At 72.9% G+C, this 16,116-nt stretch carries 14 protein-coding genes; 9 read left to right on the top strand and 5 right to left on the bottom strand.

Translation table 11 applies throughout. From position 1 onward, the window contains the following. Positions 1 to 16: 16 nt before the first annotated feature. From AB0C36_RS05365 to AB0C36_RS05355, 3 genes are read left to right on the top strand one after another with little or no spacing between them, the layout of a single operon-like run. Positions 17 to 886 carry an enoyl-CoA hydratase/isomerase family protein gene (locus tag AB0C36_RS05365; protein WP_358349549.1) on the top strand — a complete coding sequence of 290 codons (870 nt, stop codon included), beginning with the start codon at positions 17 to 19 and terminating at the stop codon, positions 884 to 886. Continuing rightward, the gene (locus tag AB0C36_RS05360; RefSeq protein ID WP_358349547.1) at positions 883 to 1,773 is read left to right on the top strand and encodes a TauD/TfdA dioxygenase family protein; all 891 of its coding nucleotides are present in this window, start codon (positions 883 to 885) and stop codon (positions 1,771 to 1,773) included. The genes AB0C36_RS05365 and AB0C36_RS05360 overlap by 4 nt, the downstream gene beginning before the upstream one ends. Continuing rightward, complete coding sequence (locus AB0C36_RS05355) at positions 1,770 to 3,365, top strand: thiamine pyrophosphate-binding protein (RefSeq protein ID WP_358349544.1); 1,596 nt, start codon at positions 1,770 to 1,772, stop codon at positions 3,363 to 3,365. Before AB0C36_RS05360 ends, AB0C36_RS05355 begins: the two co-directional genes overlap by 4 nt. Positions 3,366 to 3,367: 2 nt before the next feature. Here AB0C36_RS05355 and AB0C36_RS05350 read toward each other — a convergent pair whose 3' ends face one another. Together AB0C36_RS05350 and AB0C36_RS05345 are read right to left on the bottom strand one after the other, a co-directional pair. Next, positions 3,368 to 4,147 carry a FadR/GntR family transcriptional regulator gene (locus tag AB0C36_RS05350; protein ID WP_358349542.1) on the bottom strand — a complete coding sequence of 260 codons (780 nt, stop codon included), beginning with the start codon at positions 4,145 to 4,147 and terminating at the stop codon, positions 3,368 to 3,370. Next, positions 4,144 to 5,061 (bottom strand): aldo/keto reductase, encoded by a 918-nt coding sequence (locus tag AB0C36_RS05345; protein ID WP_358349539.1) that lies wholly within the window; start codon positions 5,059 to 5,061, stop codon positions 4,144 to 4,146. Before AB0C36_RS05345 ends, AB0C36_RS05350 begins: the two co-directional genes overlap by 4 nt. A gap of 246 nt (positions 5,062 to 5,307) precedes the next feature. On the opposite strand from AB0C36_RS05345, the gene AB0C36_RS05340 reads away from it, so the two are divergent. Beyond that, positions 5,308 to 6,510, top strand: coding sequence for a DegT/DnrJ/EryC1/StrS family aminotransferase (locus AB0C36_RS05340; RefSeq protein WP_358349536.1), 1,203 nt, complete (start codon positions 5,308 to 5,310; stop codon positions 6,508 to 6,510). Positions 6,511 to 6,552: 42 nt separating this feature from the next. After that, positions 6,553 to 7,509, top strand: coding sequence for a threonine ammonia-lyase (locus tag AB0C36_RS05335; protein WP_358349534.1), 957 nt, complete (start codon positions 6,553 to 6,555; stop codon positions 7,507 to 7,509). A gap of 45 nt (positions 7,510 to 7,554) precedes the next feature. Here the strand turns inward: AB0C36_RS05335 and AB0C36_RS05330 are convergent, their stop codons facing one another. After that, the gene (locus tag AB0C36_RS05330; RefSeq protein ID WP_358349531.1) at positions 7,555 to 8,301 is read right to left on the bottom strand and encodes a nucleotidyltransferase family protein; all 747 of its coding nucleotides are present in this window, start codon (positions 8,299 to 8,301) and stop codon (positions 7,555 to 7,557) included. 517 nt (positions 8,302 to 8,818) lie between these two features. Between AB0C36_RS05330 and AB0C36_RS05325 the strand changes: the two genes are divergently transcribed. Both AB0C36_RS05325 and AB0C36_RS05320 read left to right on the top strand, forming a co-directional pair. Next, the gene (locus tag AB0C36_RS05325; RefSeq protein WP_358349528.1) at positions 8,819 to 9,397 is read left to right on the top strand and encodes a hypothetical protein; all 579 of its coding nucleotides are present in this window, start codon (positions 8,819 to 8,821) and stop codon (positions 9,395 to 9,397) included. A 204-nt stretch (positions 9,398 to 9,601) separates the two neighbouring features. Beyond that, positions 9,602 to 10,252: a glycoside hydrolase family 3 protein gene (locus AB0C36_RS05320; protein WP_358349525.1), complete on the top strand. Its 651-nt coding sequence runs from the start codon at positions 9,602 to 9,604 to the stop codon at positions 10,250 to 10,252. Between the two features lie 40 nt (positions 10,253 to 10,292). Here the strand turns inward: AB0C36_RS05320 and AB0C36_RS05315 are convergent, their stop codons facing one another. Further along, entirely contained in the window at positions 10,293 to 12,632 is a 2,340-nt protein-coding gene (locus AB0C36_RS05315; RefSeq protein WP_358349522.1) for a phosphoinositide-specific phospholipase C-related protein, read from the bottom strand. A gap of 216 nt (positions 12,633 to 12,848) precedes the next feature. On the opposite strand from AB0C36_RS05315, the gene AB0C36_RS05310 reads away from it, so the two are divergent. Continuing rightward, the gene (locus tag AB0C36_RS05310; protein ID WP_358349519.1) at positions 12,849 to 13,715 is read left to right on the top strand and encodes an SAM-dependent methyltransferase; all 867 of its coding nucleotides are present in this window, start codon (positions 12,849 to 12,851) and stop codon (positions 13,713 to 13,715) included. A gap of 84 nt (positions 13,716 to 13,799) precedes the next feature. Here AB0C36_RS05310 and AB0C36_RS05305 read toward each other — a convergent pair whose 3' ends face one another. Continuing rightward, a complete protein-coding gene (locus AB0C36_RS05305) occupies positions 13,800 to 14,504 on the bottom strand; it encodes a GDSL-type esterase/lipase family protein (protein ID WP_358349516.1) in 705 nt (234 codons plus the stop codon). 150 nt (positions 14,505 to 14,654) lie between these two features. On the opposite strand from AB0C36_RS05305, the gene AB0C36_RS05300 reads away from it, so the two are divergent. Continuing rightward, complete coding sequence (locus AB0C36_RS05300; protein ID WP_358349514.1) at positions 14,655 to 16,091, top strand: glutamine synthetase family protein; 1,437 nt, start codon at positions 14,655 to 14,657, stop codon at positions 16,089 to 16,091. The last annotated feature ends 25 nt before the right edge of the window (positions 16,092 to 16,116 follow it).

The following is a 16,116-nucleotide window of genomic DNA, read 5'->3' as shown; positions in this document are numbered from 1 at the left end:
CGCAAGGGAGACCGGAATGGCCGACGGCGATCACTACGGCTTCACCCACCTGCGTACGGAACTTCGCAGCCGGATCCTGCACGTGACGCTGGACCGCCCCGCCCGCCGCAACGCGATCAGCCCCGAGATGCACGCGGAGTTCACCCCCTTGTTCCGCCGCATCGCCACCGACGACCAGGTCGACGTGGTCGTGGTGACCGGCGCGGGCGACAAGGCCTTCTGCGTGGGCGCCGACTTCTCCGGCATGGACGCCAAGCTCGCCGAGGGCTACCCCGACGGGAACCCCGAACTCCTGGAGGGCTCCGCGGCCCTGGTACGCGCCCAACTGGCCGTGCCCCAACCCGTGATCGCCGCGATCAACGGCGACGCGCTCGGCCTCGGGGCGACGCTCGCCCTCTTCTGCGACGTCACCTTCCTGGCCGACACGGCACGCATCGGCGACCCGCACGTCAACGCCGGACTGGTCGCGGGCGACGGCGGTGCGATCCTGTGGCCGCTGTTGCTCGGCGTCAACCGGGGCAAGGAATACCTGATGACCGGCGACCTCATGAGCGCCGAAGAGGCGCTGCGGTACGGGCTGGTCAATCACGTGTGCCCGACCGCGGAGGTGCTGGGGCGTGCCACCGCACTCGCCGAACGCCTCGCCGCGGGCCCCCAGGTGGCACTGCGCTTCAACAAGCGCCTGGCCAACACGGACCTGAACGACCGCGTCAACCGGCTCCTGGACACCTCGTTGGCCTTGGAGGCCATGACGTTCACCACGGCCGACCACCGCGAAGCCGTGACGGCCTTCCTGGAACGCCGTCCACCGCGCTTCGGCGCACGGCCCGCGCCGACCGCCGCGGGCGAGCACCCCGCCCCGGCCCCGGAAGGAGCGCGGCCGTGAGCATCCGCGTGAACCGCATGTCCGGCTCCACCGGCGCCGAGGTCGTCGGCGCCGACCTGGTTCGCGCCGACACCGCGACCCTGGACGCCCTGCGCGCCGCGTTCCTCGAGCACCACGTGCTCGCCATTCGCGGACAGGATCTGAGCCCCCATCAACTCCTGTCCTTCGCCGCCGAGTTCGGCGAGGTCTTCGTCCACCCGTACGTGCCGTCGCTGACCGGCCACCCCGGCCTGATGGAGATCTACCAGATGGTCCCGCTCACCGAGACCTGGCACGCGGACGTCACCTTCTCCGCCGCACCGCCACGCACCACGGTGCTGCACGCGCGCGAACTCCCGCCCGCCGGCGGCGACACCATGTTCGCCAACCAGCACCTCGCGTACGAGCGCCTCTCCCCCGGCCTACGCCGCGTCCTCGACGGGCTCACGGCCGTCCACCAGGGCACCTCCCTCGCCGCCGACGCCGGACTCACCGAGTCGACCGTCACCGCCACCCACCCGGTGGTCGTCGCGCACCCGGAGACCGGACGCCCAGCGCTGTACGTCAACGCGGACTACACGCGCCGGTTCGCCGACATGACCGACGAGGAGTCCGCACCGCTCCTCGCCTACCTCTACGAGGCGGCCACCCGGCATGAGTTCGCCTACCGGCACCGCTGGCTCCCGGGCGACGTGGTCATGTGGGACAACCGCAGCGTGCAGCACCGCGGTGTCAACGACTACGGGTCCGCGCGGCGCTACCTGCACCGCGTCACGCTGGAAGGCTCCGCACCAAGGCCGTTCAGCGCGGCGCACACGGCGCGCCGCGCAGACGCCGCCGACACGAGCGCCGCGGACACCACGGGCGGCACGGACACCGCCGGCACGACGGTCGGAGCCCGCGGATGACCCTCATGACCGGCGCCCAAGCCCTCGTCACGCAACTCCGCCGCGAAGGGGTCACCCACCTCTTCGGCCTGCCCGGCGACCAGATCATGCACCTGCTCGACGCGCTCTACGACGAACCCGGCATCACGTTCGTCACCACCCGCCACGAGCAGGCCACCACCTACATGGCCGACGGATACGCCCGCGCCGTCGGGCGGGAGGGCTGCGCACTCGTCGTGCCCGGCGTCGGCCTCTACAACGCGGGGGCCGGCCTGGCCACCGCGTACGCCGCCTCCTCCCCGGTCCTGCTCCTGGCCGGCCAGATACCGCGCGACGCCATCGACCGCGGCTCCGGCGCGCTGCACGAGATCCACCGCCAACTCGACGTCGTCGCCCCGGTCGCGGGCCACACCGCCGGGATCCGGCACGCCGCGGAGGTCCCGGGCGCGGTGCACCGCGCATTCGCGGCCATGCGCACCGGACGCCCCCGCCCCGCCGTCCTGGACGTCCCGCCCGAGGCGTTGGCCGAGAAGGCCGACGTCAAGCTGCCCGCGGCGGCCGAGAGGCGCCGCGCCCAACCGGACCCCGACGCGGTACGCGACGCCGCCGCGCTGCTCCTGCGCGCCGAACGCCCGCTGCTGTGGGCGGGCGGCGGCGCGGTCTCCGCGGGCGCGCACGACGCGCTCACCGCGATCGCCGAGCACCTCCAGGCTCCGGTGGTCACCACCCGCGAGGGCAAGGGCGCGGTCGACGACAGGCACCCACTGAGCGTGGGAACGATGTGGTTCAACCCGCGCCTGCGGCCCGTCCTCGACGACGCCGACGCGGTGCTCGCGGTCGGCACCCGCTTCTCGGGCAGCGGCATCGCGCCGCACGTCCCGCTCGTCCACCTCGACGCCGACCCCACCGAGTTCGACCGCCACCACACCGCGTCGGTGGCGATCGCCGCGGACGCGCTGCCCGGCGCCAAGGCGCTCCTCGCCGAGCTGCGGCGCACTTCCGGGCCGCGGCCGCCGCGCACCGCCGAGACGGCCCGCATGAGGCGGCAGGTCCACGAGCAACTCGCCGCCGTGGGGCCGCAGTCCGCTATCGTCGACACGGTACGCGCCGCTCTGCCGGACGATTCGATCCTCGTGCCCTGCACGACGACGGTCGGCTACATGTGCCACATGCGCTACCCGGTGCACGCGCGGCGCGGCTACCTCGCCACGTCGTACATGGGGACCCTCGGCTTCGCCTTCCCCACCGGGCTGGGCGCGAAGGCCGCTCGGCCCGACGTGCCCGTGGTGACGCTCAGCGGGGACGGCGGATTCCTGTTCGCGGCGGGCGAGTTGGCCACCGCCGTCCAGTACGGCATCAACACCGTCAACGTGGTCTTCGACGACGGGGCGTACGGCAACTCCAACCGCGACCAGCGCGAACGCTTCGGCGGCCGCGAGATCGGCACCGCACTGCGCAATCCCGACTGGGCGGCCCTGGCCCGGTCGTTCGGGGCGAACGGCGTCGCCCTGTCGGCACCCGACGATCTCGGTCCCGCCCTGCGCGACGCACTCGGCGCCGACGCCCCGACCGTCATCTCGGTACCGATCCCCCGCCTGCCGAGCCCGTTCTGACGTCAGACCCGCACCGGCCGCGCGCCGTGGTCGCGCAGCGGATACTCCTGCGCCCCGGCGATGTGCCGTGACGCCGCTGTGAAGACCTCGACCTCGTCTCCTGACTCGATGAGGTCGATCAGTTTGCCGTGCACGCGCAGCCCCGCCGCCCGCGCGCCGCGGTCCGTGCCGGCGAGCGCCGCCCCGGCCCACGCCTGCTCCTGCCGCGCCCACAACACCTCGACCGCGCCCAGCAGGATCTGCATCGTCGCGTTGCCGCACAGCGCCACCAGCGCCTCGTGGAACGCCCGGTTCTCCCGCAGGTACGCCCCGCCGTCGTCGAGCGCCGCCGCCATCCGCCCGTGCACGTCCCGCAGTTGCGGCACGACCTCGGTCGCCCGGTCCCCGCGGGCCGCGCACAGTGCGGCGCACACCGGCTCCAACTGCCGCAGCGCACCCGCAAGATCCGCGAGCTCGACCTGTCGCGCGTGCATGACCATGCCGAACATGTGGGCCGCGTCCGCGGGTTGCGGTACGTGCACCACCGCCCCGCCGGCGTTGCCGCGCCGCACCGTGATCAGGCCCTCGGTCTCCAGGATGCGGAACGCCTGCCGCACGGTGGTGCGGCCGACCCCGAACTCGACGGCCAGGTCGTCCTGTTTTGGCAGCGTGCCGCCGTCCGGCACGGCGCCGTCGAGGATCCGGGTGCGCAGGCGCGCGGCGACCGCGTCCGCGACGCTGTGGTGGCGTACCGCGTCGGCGCCCGCGGGCGGCCCGGCGCGCGCCGGCAGGCCAACGGTCACCCCTCCTCGACCGGTCCCTTCACCGCGAGGCGGGCGATCCCCGCGACCTCCTCGGCGCTCAGCTCCACGAAAGCCTCGGCATTCGCCACCACCTGCTCGGCGCTCGTCGCGCCGACGAGCACCGACGGCACCTCCGGCTGCGCCGCGAGCCACGACAGGGCCAGCTGCAGCAGGGTCCGGCCGCGCTCTTCGGCGTACGCGGTCACGCGCTCGACGATGGCGAAGTTCTCGTCGGTCGCCACGCTCGCGAACCACGGCCCGGCGGCCAGCCGCGAGCCCTCCGGGAAGTCCTCGCCGCGCCGGTACTTGCCGCTGAGCAGCCCGGACGCGAGCGGGAAATACGGGATCACGCCGAGTCCCAGGTGCCGGGCGGCCGGCACGGTGTCGCGCTCGACGTCGCGGTTGACCAGGCTCCATTCCAGCTGCGTCGCGATGAAGCGGGCGCTGTTCGCGTTGCGGGCGATGTGGTCGGCGTCGACCAGTTGCCACCCGGCCAGGTTGGAGTTGGCGATGTAGCGGACCTTGCCCTGGCGCACCAGGTCGTCGAGGGCGGACAGCGTCTCGTCGAGCGGGGTGTCCGCGTCCGGGAAGTGCAGGTAGTACAGGTCGATGTGGTCGGTGCCGAGGCGGCGCAGGCTGGCCTCGCAGGCGCGCATCACGTGGCGCCGGGAGGCCCCGCCGCCGTACGGGCCCTTGGCGGGCGCGCCGAACTTGGTGGCCACCACCACGTCGTCGCGACGGGCGCCGAGGGCGCGGCCGAGCATCTCCTCGGAGCGGCCGCCGCCGTACATGTCCGCGGTGTCGAAGAACGTCACGCCCGCGTCGAGGGCCGCGCCGACCACCTTGTGCGCGGCGGGCTCGTCGATGCGCATGCCGAAGTTGTTGCAGCCGAGCCCGACCTCGGAGACCTTCAAGCCTGACGTTCCCACTGTGGTGTACCGCACCGGGTTACCCGCTCTCTGCTCTGTGTTCGCTCTGCGCCGCTCGGTGTTCCCCCCGACCTTGCCGCCCCATCATAGCCATGATAGCTATAAAAGCGACCGCTGACGGGCTGTCAGATTCTCCCTTAGGTTCTCCCGGGGAACACACCCGGCACCGGCCGCCGAACACCCGAGCACTCCCCTTCCACCACCCGCCACCGACACCCCTGGGACGGCAGCATGCGCAAGATCCCGTACGCCGGAAGCGTCCACGACCAGGCCGAGATCGACGCCATGCTCGCGATCCTCAACGGCCCGCCCAGCGCCATGACCATCGGCCGCAACGTCGCTGCCATGGAACGCGAAGTGGCCGCACTCTTCGGCAAGAGCCACGGCTTGATGTGCAACTCCGGCTCGTCCGCGCTCTACCTCGCCATCGAACTGCTGCGGCTGGAACCCGGCGACGAGATCATCACCTCGACGCTCACCTTCTCCACCGACATCGCCCCCATGGTCAAGGCCGGCCTCGTACCCGTCCTCGCCGACGTCGACCCCGACTCGTTCCAGATCGACGTCGACCGCATCGAAGGGCTCATCGGCCCGCGTACGAAGGCGATCCTCACCCCCAACCTCGCCGGCAACGCCCCCGACTGGGACCGCATCCGCGAAATCGCCGACCGGCACGGCCTCGCCGTCGTCGAGGACTCCTGCGACGCCCTCGGCGCCACCCTGCGCGGCACCCCCACCGGCACCCGCGCCGACATCTCCGTCACCAGTTTCGCGATGAGCCACATCATCACCTGCGCCGGCAACGGCGGCATGGTCCTCGTCGACGACGAGGCCCTGCGCGACCGCGGCCTCATGCTGCGCCGCTGGGGCCGGCGCTCCGAACTCCAGTTGTTCGGCTCGAAGAAGGGCAACCGCGACTTCTTCGAGGAGATCGACGGCGTCCTGTACGACAACCTCTTCATCTTCGACGAGATCGGCTGGAACTTCGAACCCAGCGAGCTCGGCGCCGCGTTCGGCCTCGCCCAACTCGCCAAGCTGCCGCGCTTCCTGGCCACCCGCCAGCGGCACTTCGCGGCCCACCACGCCTTCTTCGCCAAGCACCCGGACGCGTTCATCGCGCCGCGCCAGACGGACGGGCTGGAGACCGGCTGGCTGAACTTCCCGGCCATCGTCAACCCCGAGGCCGGCTTCAGCCGCGGCGACCTGCAGCAGTTCCTCGAGGCGCGCGGCATCTCCACGCGCACCGTGTGGTCCGGCAACATCCTGCGGCAGCCCGGCTTCAAGGACATCACGCACCGCGCCGACCCCGACGGCTACCCCAACGCCGACCGGGTCATGGAGTACGCCTTCATCGTGCCGCTGAACCACCGCATGGACGACGAGGACACCGCGTACATCCACGAGCAGGTGGAGGCCTTCCTCGCGTCCCGCTGAGCCCCGGCGGACACCGTCCGCCGACCGTCTACGGTGGCACGTATGACAAACCTGGTCACCCTCGACGAGCTGCGCGAAGCCCACAAGCGGGTCACGGGAGCGGTGGTACGCACGCCGCTGCTCCCGTGCCCGCACGGCGACGCCGACCGTCCCCTGTGGCTCAAGCCCGAGAGCCTCCAGCCGATCGGCGCCTTCAAACTGCGCGGTGCCCACAACCTGATCGCGTCGCTCACCGACGAGGAGCGCGCCCGCGGCGTCGTCGCACACTCCAGCGGCAACCACGCCCAGGCCGTCGCCTACACCGCCCGCCGCTTCGGCATCCGCGCGGTCATCGTCATGCCGGACACCGCGCCCGCGGTCAAGGTCGAAGCGACCCGTGCGCTGGGCGCCGAGATCGTCATGGTCACACCTGACCGGCGCGACACGGCGGCCTTCGAACTGGCCGAGGAGCACGGGTACACCGCGGTGCCGCCGTACGACGACCGCCGCATCATCGCGGGCCAGGGCACCGCAGGGCTGGAGATCGCCGAGGACCTGCCGGACGCCTCGACGGTCCTGGTGCCGGTCAGCGGCGGCGGGCTCATCTCGGGCATCGCGACGGCGGTGAAGTCGCTGCGCCCGGACACGAAGGTCATCGGCGTCGAGCCGGAACTCGCCGCCGACGCCGCCGAGTCGCTGCGCACGGGAGTGCGCGCCACGTGGCCGTCCGAGGCGACGTACCGCACGATCGCGGACGGGCTGCGCACCACGTCGCTGGGCGAACTCCCGTTCGCCCACGTGCTGCGGTACGTCGACGACATCGTCACCGTCAGCGAGGACCAGATCCGCGCGGCCGTCCGGTTCCTGGGGCGCTCGGCGCGCCTGGTCGCCGAACCGTCCGGAGCCGTGGCGACGGCGGCCTACCTGTTCCGACGCGACGCGCTGCCGCCCGGGCGCGACCACGTCGCGGTCGTCAGCGGCGGCAACGTCGACCCGGCGCTGTACGCCCAATTGATCTGAACCGGAGGTCCGGCGGCCCCGCTGGGCCGACCGATCCGCTCCGCGTCACTCCGACTGGGCGCGCAGCTCCTTCGCCGCCTCCGACAGGTCCTTCGCGGTGTCGATGGCCCGCCAGTACGCACCCTGCGGGATCGGGAACCCGGCGAGGCGCTGCTCGCGGGCCAGGCGCGGGAACGTCGTGCGCTCGTGGTCGCCGACGTCGGGCAGCAGGGCGGTGAACTCCGCCGAGAAGACGTACACCCCGGCGTTGATCAGGTACGGCGACGGCGGCGCCTCGATGAAGTCCAGGACGTGGCCGAACTTGTCGGTCTCCACGACTCCCCACGGGATGCGCGGGCGGGCGAGCGAGAGCGTCGCGGTCGCGTGCCGCTCCTCGTGGAACGCGGCCATCTCGCGGAGCGAGAAGCGGGTCCAGATGTCGCCGTTCGTGGCGTACCAGGGCTCCTCGGGCCGCGGCAGGGCGGCCGCCGCGAACTTCAACCCGCCGCCGCGCCCGAGCGGTTCGGTCTCCACCACCGTCGACACCGCCAGCGGCAGGTCGGCCGTCTTGAGCCAGTCCTGCAGCACCTCGGCGAGGTGCCCGCACGAGATCACGACGTCGGTGACCCCCTCGGCCGCGAGCCATGCCAGTTGGTGGCCGATGATCGGCGTGCCGGTCCCCGGGATCTCCACCATGGGCTTGGGCCGGTCGTCGGTGTAGGGCCGCAGCCGCGAGCCCTGTCCCCCGGCCAGGATGACGGCCTGCGTGACATCACGGGCAGCGTGCGACGCGCTGTGTGGTGCGGAAGTCATGCCCAGACCTTAGCGAGTCGCACGGCCCGGGCCGAACCCACGCCGAACCCGGTACTGAGCCCCGCGCGGAACCCGTGCCGAACCCGCGCCGAACGCCGCCGCCCGGCACCGGCGCCCTGGCGAGGGCGCCCCGGCGGAGAGCGGCCGCGGCAGGCGGGGAACCGTCCGCCCCGACGACCCGTCCGACCGGCGCCGGGGGTTCTCCGTTGTCGGTGCGGTGTTGTGGACTGTTGACGAAAGGCGTCCACAAGGGCCGGTTATTTTTGCCGTACGGCTGTGCCCCGTCCGGGCATCGGAGCACCTGTCGGGGCCTCGGAGCTTGACGGCGTAGGGAGTACGTGTGCCACGGTTCGCGGGCCCGGCGCGGCTTCGCGGACACGACCCAAGGGGTCCCGCCTCTTTCGGCGGGGTTGTCCGGTCACTAGCATCCGTCGAGGGACGTCCGCGTGACCTGGTTGACCGGTGGGGACCGGATGCGGTCGCGGAGTCCGTGGGGGCGATGAGTGGGGGGCTCGGGATGAACCGTCGTACGTTCGGCTGCGTATGGGCCGCGGTCGGCATGTGGCTGCTGACGGGCTGCTTCGGGGCGGACGAGAACGGCCGTGCGCACGGCGTTCCCTCGACTCCGGGCACGGCCCCGTCCGCCCCCGGCTCTTCTGCGCCGGCGACGCTCGCGGAACGGCTGCGCGTGACCGGGTGCGATCTCCTGACCGAGGACCAGGTGCGGACCGAGCTCGGCGCCACGCAGATCAGCCGCCGGCCGGAAGACGGCGGCCGTACCTGCCTGTTCATCGGTCCCACCGGCGAAACGGTGCTGTCGGTACGTATCGGCGACGTGCCCCGCGCGCTGCTCGGCGGCCCGGAGCAGGTCGCCCGACTGACCGCCTCGCCGACCGCGCGGACCGAGCAGGTCCCCGAACTCGCCGACGCCGCGGTCTTCTACAGCGACCCGGGCAAGGCCAACGGCATCGCCTTCGCACGCGGGCGCGGCGAACGCGTCACCAGCGTGAACCTCACGGCCGCCGGCCCCAACGCGCAGTCCGGGCTCGACACCCTTGTCGCCCTCGCCCGGCACGCGAACAACGCGCTTCGCTGAGCCCCGGTCCGCCGGACCGCGCCGCGACGAGCCGGGCCGCGTGGGCCGGTTCGCGAACTGGACGATCACCGGACATTCAGCGACCAACCGGTCAGTGCCACTCTCCCGTGCACTCCGCGTCCACACCGGTCGGTCCGATCTGCCACGATGGGGCGGCGCAGGAGGGGCCCCGCCGGGGGCCCACCCGAAGGGAGCCGCCGCAAGATGCCGTCCCCAAAGACCCGAGTCGTGTCGCGTACGGCCGAAGTCCGCGCGCGGATCCCCGACGACGCACGTACGGGAAGGGTGCCCGCGCCGTCCCGGCCGCGCATGGAACGCCGTACGGAGCCCCGCGACGCATCGCCGCCGCAAGCCGGTACGCCGCACCCCGACTCCGCGGGCACCGACACCGAGCTCCGCTCGCTCACCCTGGCCACCAACCGCACCAGCACCCGTACCAGCGCGACCGGCGGCCCCGCGCTGCCGCTGCGCGACGGCGTGCGCGTGTACCTCGAAGGGCTGGCCGCGTCGGCGGCGTCCGCATACGCCACGCCGGTCGACGACCTCGCCGAGGCCGAGGTGGCCGTGCTGCGGGTCGCGGCAGCGGCGGGCACCGGGACCACCGAGGAAGACACCGACCGCGTCCTCGACATAGCCGCCGCGGTCCCCACGATCGTCGTGCTGCGCGTCGAAGGTCCTTGCCCTGCCCCGGAGTTCACCGGCAACTGCGCGGCGCTCCTGATCGACCTCGGCGCCCCGGACCGGACGGTGCTCGACGTGGTCTTCGGCCGCCACGCTCCCCTCGGCCGCCTGCCCTTCCCCCTCGGCCCCGCCGAAGACCCCGAGTTCCCGCAGGACTTCGGCCTCGGCTACTGAGGCCGAGGCCGCGCCGGGAACACGCCCGGCATCGCACCTGTCAGTCCTTGGGCGTCCCGGCCGGGACCGGTGCCAGCAGCGCCGGACCCGGGGGCGGGGTCCGCGGCGGTTCGGGCCGCCCGGGCTGCTGGACGGCGTCCCTTCGCGCCCGGTCGGCGTTGAGGACGTCCACCGCGCCGCGGGCGTCCCCGATGGTCGCGAAGTCGACGGCGACGAAGTTCACCTGACTGCCGCGCTCGGCTTCGCACCGCCGGGCGCGGTCCAGCACGAACTGGCGGCTGTTGACGCGTCCCGCGTCGATCCGGCTGCCGCCCTGGGCGGTGATGAAGTGGTTCATCAGGAACAGGCCCTTGCCGGTACCGCCGCGGTTCGGCACGCAGCTCATGGACTCCGGGTCGGGGAACGTGTACGGCGTCTCCATCCCATACCGGTAGAAGTTGCGGTACCTGGGATCCGGGCCGTCGGCGCGTTCCGCGAAGACGACGAGGCGCTCGTTGCGGTTGATCATGTCGCGCAGCGTCGGCCACGGCGCGGCGGGGTCCGCGGGCGGGGTCGCGAGGAAGCGGTCGATGCCGGACTGCTGCACGGCCTCCATCATCTGCGTGCCGTCGACGGCGTCCTGCACGACGAGCGTGACCACCTCGTTGGGGTTGTTGTCGAGCCAGTCGCCGACCTGCCGCAGCGTGGCGACGAGGGGGATGGCGCCCCCGCGGCACAGGGAGTGGCAGAGCCAGACGCCGGGGCGCGCCGGGGCGTACCGGTCCACGACGCCGGCCATGATCTGCTGCTCCTCGGGCGACAGGTCGCCGCTGGCGAGCCGGGAGGCGATCTCGTCCGGGCTCTCCCACAGGTACGAGTCGATCAGCAGCGCCCGCGCGCCCAGGTCGAGTTGGGTGACCAGGTCGGGGTCCTGGAGCGGGCTGATGAAGCGGTCCGCGGTGGACGACATGGAGTTGTGCGTGGCGAGGTACGCGACGTCGTCGTAGCTGCGGTCGCACAGCTGGCGCATGCCGTTGCAGCGGCGCTCCTTGTCGGGGTCGCCGACCGTGGGGACGGGGACCAGGATCGTGAGCGCGAGCGCACCGGCCGCGCCAGCCGCGGCGAACCCGGTGATGGTGCGCACCCGCGAGCGCTTGACCGGTTCGCGGCCGCGCTCCTGGCGGCGGATCGCGACGGTCGCGAGGCCGGCGAGCACCGAGCCGGTGAAGACCGGGACCGCCGCCGCGGTCACCCACACGCCGACGATGTCGCGCGTGGCGGCCTCCTGCAGGTCGCCGACCAGGACGCGCACGGACGGCGCCCAGCTGCCGCGGTCCTCCGGGATCAGGTGCGGTGCCGCGCCCCATGCGATGAGGCAGACGGCGGCGGCGAGCAGGCCGCCCGCGGCGAGTCCGACGCCGGGGCCGCGCAGGCGGCCGAGCCCGCGGTAGGGCGCGGTGCGCCACAGCACGAACAGCCCGCCGAGGGCGAACGCGCAGGCCAGTGTGAGCATCTTGCCGAGGCCGAACACCGTGAACGCCCGTAGTTGCGGCAGCGGCCCGAGGTTGACGTCGGTGTCCTCGGCCCGGACGTCGACGACCAGGTCCCACTGCTCGCCGTTGCTCAGCTCCGTCAGACCGTGCTGGGCGTCCAGGACCTTTTCACCGAACAGCGCCGGCACGACCGCGACGAGCACGCCGCCGAGGTCGTTGGCGCGCAGCGAGGCGATCACCGGCTCACGCAGCGGCGCCCGGCTGTCCTCCGGGAGTTTCTCCAGGATCAGGTCCGCGACCTGCGGGGCCGCCTCGGGGGCCAGGTCGAGGGCGGGCAGGCTGTCGGGACTCTGCCCCTGCGCGAGCGCGTCGAGGGCGCGCTGCACGGACGCGACGAACGCGGGCGCGTTGGCCTCGGTGACCGAGGGCACGTCGCCGGTCAGGTCGCCGACGAATACCTCGGCCACGCCGCCGAGGTTGTTGATGACCGGCTTGAGGTCGACGGTGAAGTGCAGGTCGCCCTCGTCGCCGCGCAGGTAGGCGACCGTCCGGCCGATCTGGTCGGCGGTCATGCCGCGCAGCGTGGACGGGGGCAGGACGAGGCGCAGGTTGGCGGTGACCTGGTTGGGCGGGACGGGCAGACGGGCCAGCAGGTCGCGCGTTATGTCGGCCATCTCGGGGTCGACGAGGACCTGGTCGTAGAGGCGGTTGTAGCTGTCCTCGCGTTCGAGGACGGAGTCGTACCAGGCCTCGTCGAGGACGGTGGTGCGGGCGACGCCGAGTCCGGTGATGATCGCGACACTGACGGCGACGACGATGTACGCGGCCGCGCGCACGGTACGGATGCGTCGGCGCGCACGGCGGTCCGCCGCCTGCGCTGCCCCTTGCGTACCTTCCGTACCTTTCACCCCTTCAATATAGGAAAAGCCTACCAATCCCCGAAAAAGACACGACACGGTCCCTCCCAAACGCCGCCGCGATCCCCCGACCGGTCCCCCTGGACGTCCTCCGGCGCCTCAGTCGAAGCGCTGCCCGGAAGACGCGCGAGCATCCCTGGTCACCACGCGTTACGATCCGCGTGACGAAACATCAACTCCCAACCGCGGCACAGGAGTAGGGGACGCGTGAGCGGCATCGAGGACATTTCGGACGGTCCGGAGGCGAACGCCGTCGGCGGTCCGCCGGGCGGCACCGGAGGCGACGACTGGGCACCCACCGGCATCGACGTGAGCAAGCCCAGTATCGCGCGTGTGTACGACGCGGTCCTGGGCGGAAAGGACAACTTCGCGGTCGACCGGGTGATCGCCCAGCAGTCCCAGGACATCGTCCCGGAGATCGGCGACGTCGCCCGCTTCAACCGCGACCTGCTGGGCCGCGCGGTCCGCTTCATGGCCCAATCGGGCATACGCCAGTTCCTGGACCTGGGGTCCGGCCTGCCGACCGTGCAGAACACGCACCAGGTCGCGCAGTCGGTCGCACCCGACGCACGCGTCGTGTACGTCGACATCGACCCCATCGTGCTCGCCCACGGCCGCGCCCTGCTGGCGGAGAACCACAACACCACCGTCGTCACCGCCGACCTGCGCGACCCCAAGGCGGTGCTGGACCTGCCGCAGGTCCGGGAGTTCATCGACTTCGACCAGCCCGTCGGCCTCATGCTGGTCGGCGTCATCCACCACCTCGGCGACGACGAGGACCCGGACGGCATCGTGCGGGCGTACCTCGAAGCCCTGCCCGCCGGAAGCTACTTCCTGCTCACGCACTTCTGCGCGTCGAGCCCGGACGCCCTCGCCCTCGAAGGCGCGCTGCTCACCAGCCTGGGCACCGGCCGCTTCCGCACCCTGGAGGAGATCACCGCGTACTTCGACGGGCTCGAACTCCTCGACCCGGGCGTCGTCTACCTGCCGCAGTGGCGCCCCGAGGAGCCTGTCGCCGCGGAACTGACGGTCGGACAGCGGCTGATGGCGGGCGGTCTCGCGCTCAAGCACTGACGTACCCGCGGTCACGCCGCCGACTCCGGTCCGGCGCGGGTGTGGGTGGCCGGCCGGTCAACGGCCGCCCGCACCACGCGCCGGTCAGGCCGGGTCCGGCCCGGCGGAGTCCGCCCCGGCGGTGTCCGGCTCCGGCGGGTCCGGTCGGGCGGTGTCCGGCCCCGCCAGGCCCTCGAGCCAGGGCCACCACCCGCCGTCGCCGACGAGGTCCGCCAGCATCGCGTGGCCGACCGGGCCGCAGTGCGCGGTGTCGCCGTACGCGTCGATGCTCTGCCACCACTCGGGCCGCCCGCGCAGCGCGTCGTGCACCGGAACGAAGGGAACGCCGAGTTCGGCGCAGGTACGCCCGAACGCGGCCTCCAGCGCGGGGAGATCGCCGCGCCCGGTGTCGCCGTCCGGGATCGGCGGCACGCCGACAACGAGCGCGGGCCAGCCCGCGGCGCGGGCGGTCCCCAGGACGGCGCGCAGGTTGCGCACGCTGTCGTCGGGTGCGACCCGAGGTACACCGTCCTCGTACGTGCTGTCGTTGAGGCCGAAGGCGAACACCACACCGTGCGCGTCCCCGCCGGTCAACCGGCGCGCGGCCTCGTCGTACCAGCGGCCGGCGATGTCGGCGGACGTCTCACGGCGCACCCCGAGGTTGTAGGCGGTCAGGCGGTCGCCGCGGGCGTGCGCACGTGCCGACAGGCGGCCGACCCATCCGCCCTCACGGTCGCCGACGCCTTGCGTGTAGGAGTCGCCGACACAGCAGATGCGCAGGTCGGGGCCCTGCGGGTGGGGAGGTTCCATGATCGGGACCCTAGGGGACGACCCCTCTGCCGGGCCTCCGAGTTTTCCCGCCCGGACCGGCGACGGCTCGCGCGTACCCCGGTTCACCTGGGCTTCTTCACCCGAACGGGGAGTTTCGACCGGTCCGTCCGCAACGGCAGGATTACCCGCATGGCGGCAACTGAGACACCACCTCCCCCCTCCCCTGCCCTCCCCGGCACTCCCGGCGCCGCCGTGGCGACCGTGGCGGTCGGCGCCGACGTGCGCGCCGAACGCGCGGCGCGCGCCCGCATCGCAGCCGCCGAGCTGACCGCACGCGACGTCGCCGGCGTGGTCGTCGGGTGGGTCGACAACGCGGGCATCTGTCGCGTCAAGACCGTCCCCGTCCGGCAGTTGGAGCACGCGGCCGCATGGGGCGTCGGTGCGGCGCCCTGCTTCGACGTGTTCCTCGTCGACGACTCGATCACGGACAGCACCTGGATCGGCGGCCCGGTCGGCGACCTGCGCCTGGTACCGGACCTGGACCGGCTCGTCCCGCTGGCCGCGCAGCCCGGCTGGGCCTGGGCGCCGGGCGACCGCATCACCCAGGACGGCCACGTGCACCCGGGCTGCTCGCGGCAGTTCGCCCGGCGGATGTGCGACGCCGCGGCGGACCGCGGGTTCGCGCTGCGCGCCGGCTTCGAGGTCGAGTGGATCGCGGCGCGGGCCGGATCGGCCGACGGGGCCCCCGAGGTGCCGACCGACGGCCCGGCGTACGGCATGACCCGCGTCGTCGAGTGCTCCGACTACCTGCGCGACATCCTCCAGGCGCTGGACGCCCAGGGGTTGACGGTGCTCCAGCTGCATCCCGAGTACACACCAGGGCAGTTCGAGGTGTCGGTCGCCGCCGAGGACCCGGTCGGCGCGGCGGACAGCGCGGTCCTGGTACGCCAGACCGTGCGCGGGGTGTCGGCGCGGCACGGCCTGCGCGTGTCGTTCGCGCCCGTGGCGACGCCGGGGACGGTGGGCAACGGCGGCCACCTGCACCTGAGTTTGTGGCGGGACGGGGTCAACCTGATGCACGGCGGCGACGGTCGGTACGGCCTGACCTCGGTGGGCGAGGCGTTCCTCGCGGGCATCGTGGCCGCACTCCCCGCGCTGACCGCGGTCGGGGCGCCGTCGGCGGCCAGCTACCTGCGGCTCGTCCCGTCGCACTGGGCGGGGGCGTACCGGTGCTGGGGCCTGGAGAACCGCGAGGCGGCCGTGCGGCTGATCACCGGGAGCACGGGTGAGCGGGAGTCCGGGGCCAACGCCGAGGTGAAGTGCTTCGACGCGGCCGCCAATCCGTACCTGGCGATGGGCGCGGTGATCGCCGCGGGACTGGACGGCGTCGAGCGCGGCTCGGTGCTGCCGCTCGAGACGACCGCCAATCCCGCGGAGACGGGCGCGGAGCGGCTGCCGGCGTCACTGCCGGAAGCGGTGGCCGAGTTCGACCGCTCGGCGGTGCTGTCGGCCGCGTTCGGCCCCGAACTGCACGCCGCATTCGCGGCCGTCCGACGCGCCGAGGCGGCGCTGTTCGCGACGTCGACTCCAGAGGAGATCGTCGCCGCCACCCGCTGGCGATACTGACGCGACCCGCCGCCGCGTTCCTCCG

It is taken from the genome of Streptodolium elevatio (genome assembly GCF_040649515.1).
GTDB lineage: Bacteria > Actinomycetota > Actinomycetes > Streptomycetales > Streptomycetaceae > Yinghuangia > Yinghuangia elevatio.
Note: the sequence above shows the minus strand (reverse complement) of the source record. Positions and strands in the feature narration are given on the sequence as shown.

What these genes read in the sequence shown, in the direction of transcription:
- AB0C36_RS05355 (WP_358349544.1), top strand. Translation starts at nt 1,770, where the DNA reads ATGACCCTCATGACCGGCGCCCAAGCCCTCGTCACGCAACTCCGCCGC.
- AB0C36_RS05335 (WP_358349534.1), top strand. Translation starts at nt 6,553, where the DNA reads ATGACAAACCTGGTCACCCTCGACGAGCTGCGCGAAGCCCACAAGCGG.
- AB0C36_RS05330 (WP_358349531.1), bottom strand. Translation starts at nt 8,301, where the DNA reads ATGACTTCCGCACCACACAGCGCGTCGCACGCTGCCCGTGATGTCACG.
- AB0C36_RS05325 (WP_358349528.1), top strand. Translation starts at nt 8,819, where the DNA reads ATGAACCGTCGTACGTTCGGCTGCGTATGGGCCGCGGTCGGCATGTGG.
- AB0C36_RS05320 (WP_358349525.1), top strand. Translation starts at nt 9,602, where the DNA reads ATGCCGTCCCCAAAGACCCGAGTCGTGTCGCGTACGGCCGAAGTCCGC.
- AB0C36_RS05340 (WP_358349536.1), top strand. Translation starts at nt 5,308, where the DNA reads ATGCGCAAGATCCCGTACGCCGGAAGCGTCCACGACCAGGCCGAGATC.
- AB0C36_RS05365 (WP_358349549.1), top strand. Translation starts at nt 17, where the DNA reads ATGGCCGACGGCGATCACTACGGCTTCACCCACCTGCGTACGGAACTT.
- AB0C36_RS05305 (WP_358349516.1), bottom strand. Translation starts at nt 14,504, where the DNA reads ATGGAACCTCCCCACCCGCAGGGCCCCGACCTGCGCATCTGCTGTGTC.
- AB0C36_RS05300 (WP_358349514.1), top strand. Translation starts at nt 14,655, where the DNA reads ATGGCGGCAACTGAGACACCACCTCCCCCCTCCCCTGCCCTCCCCGGC.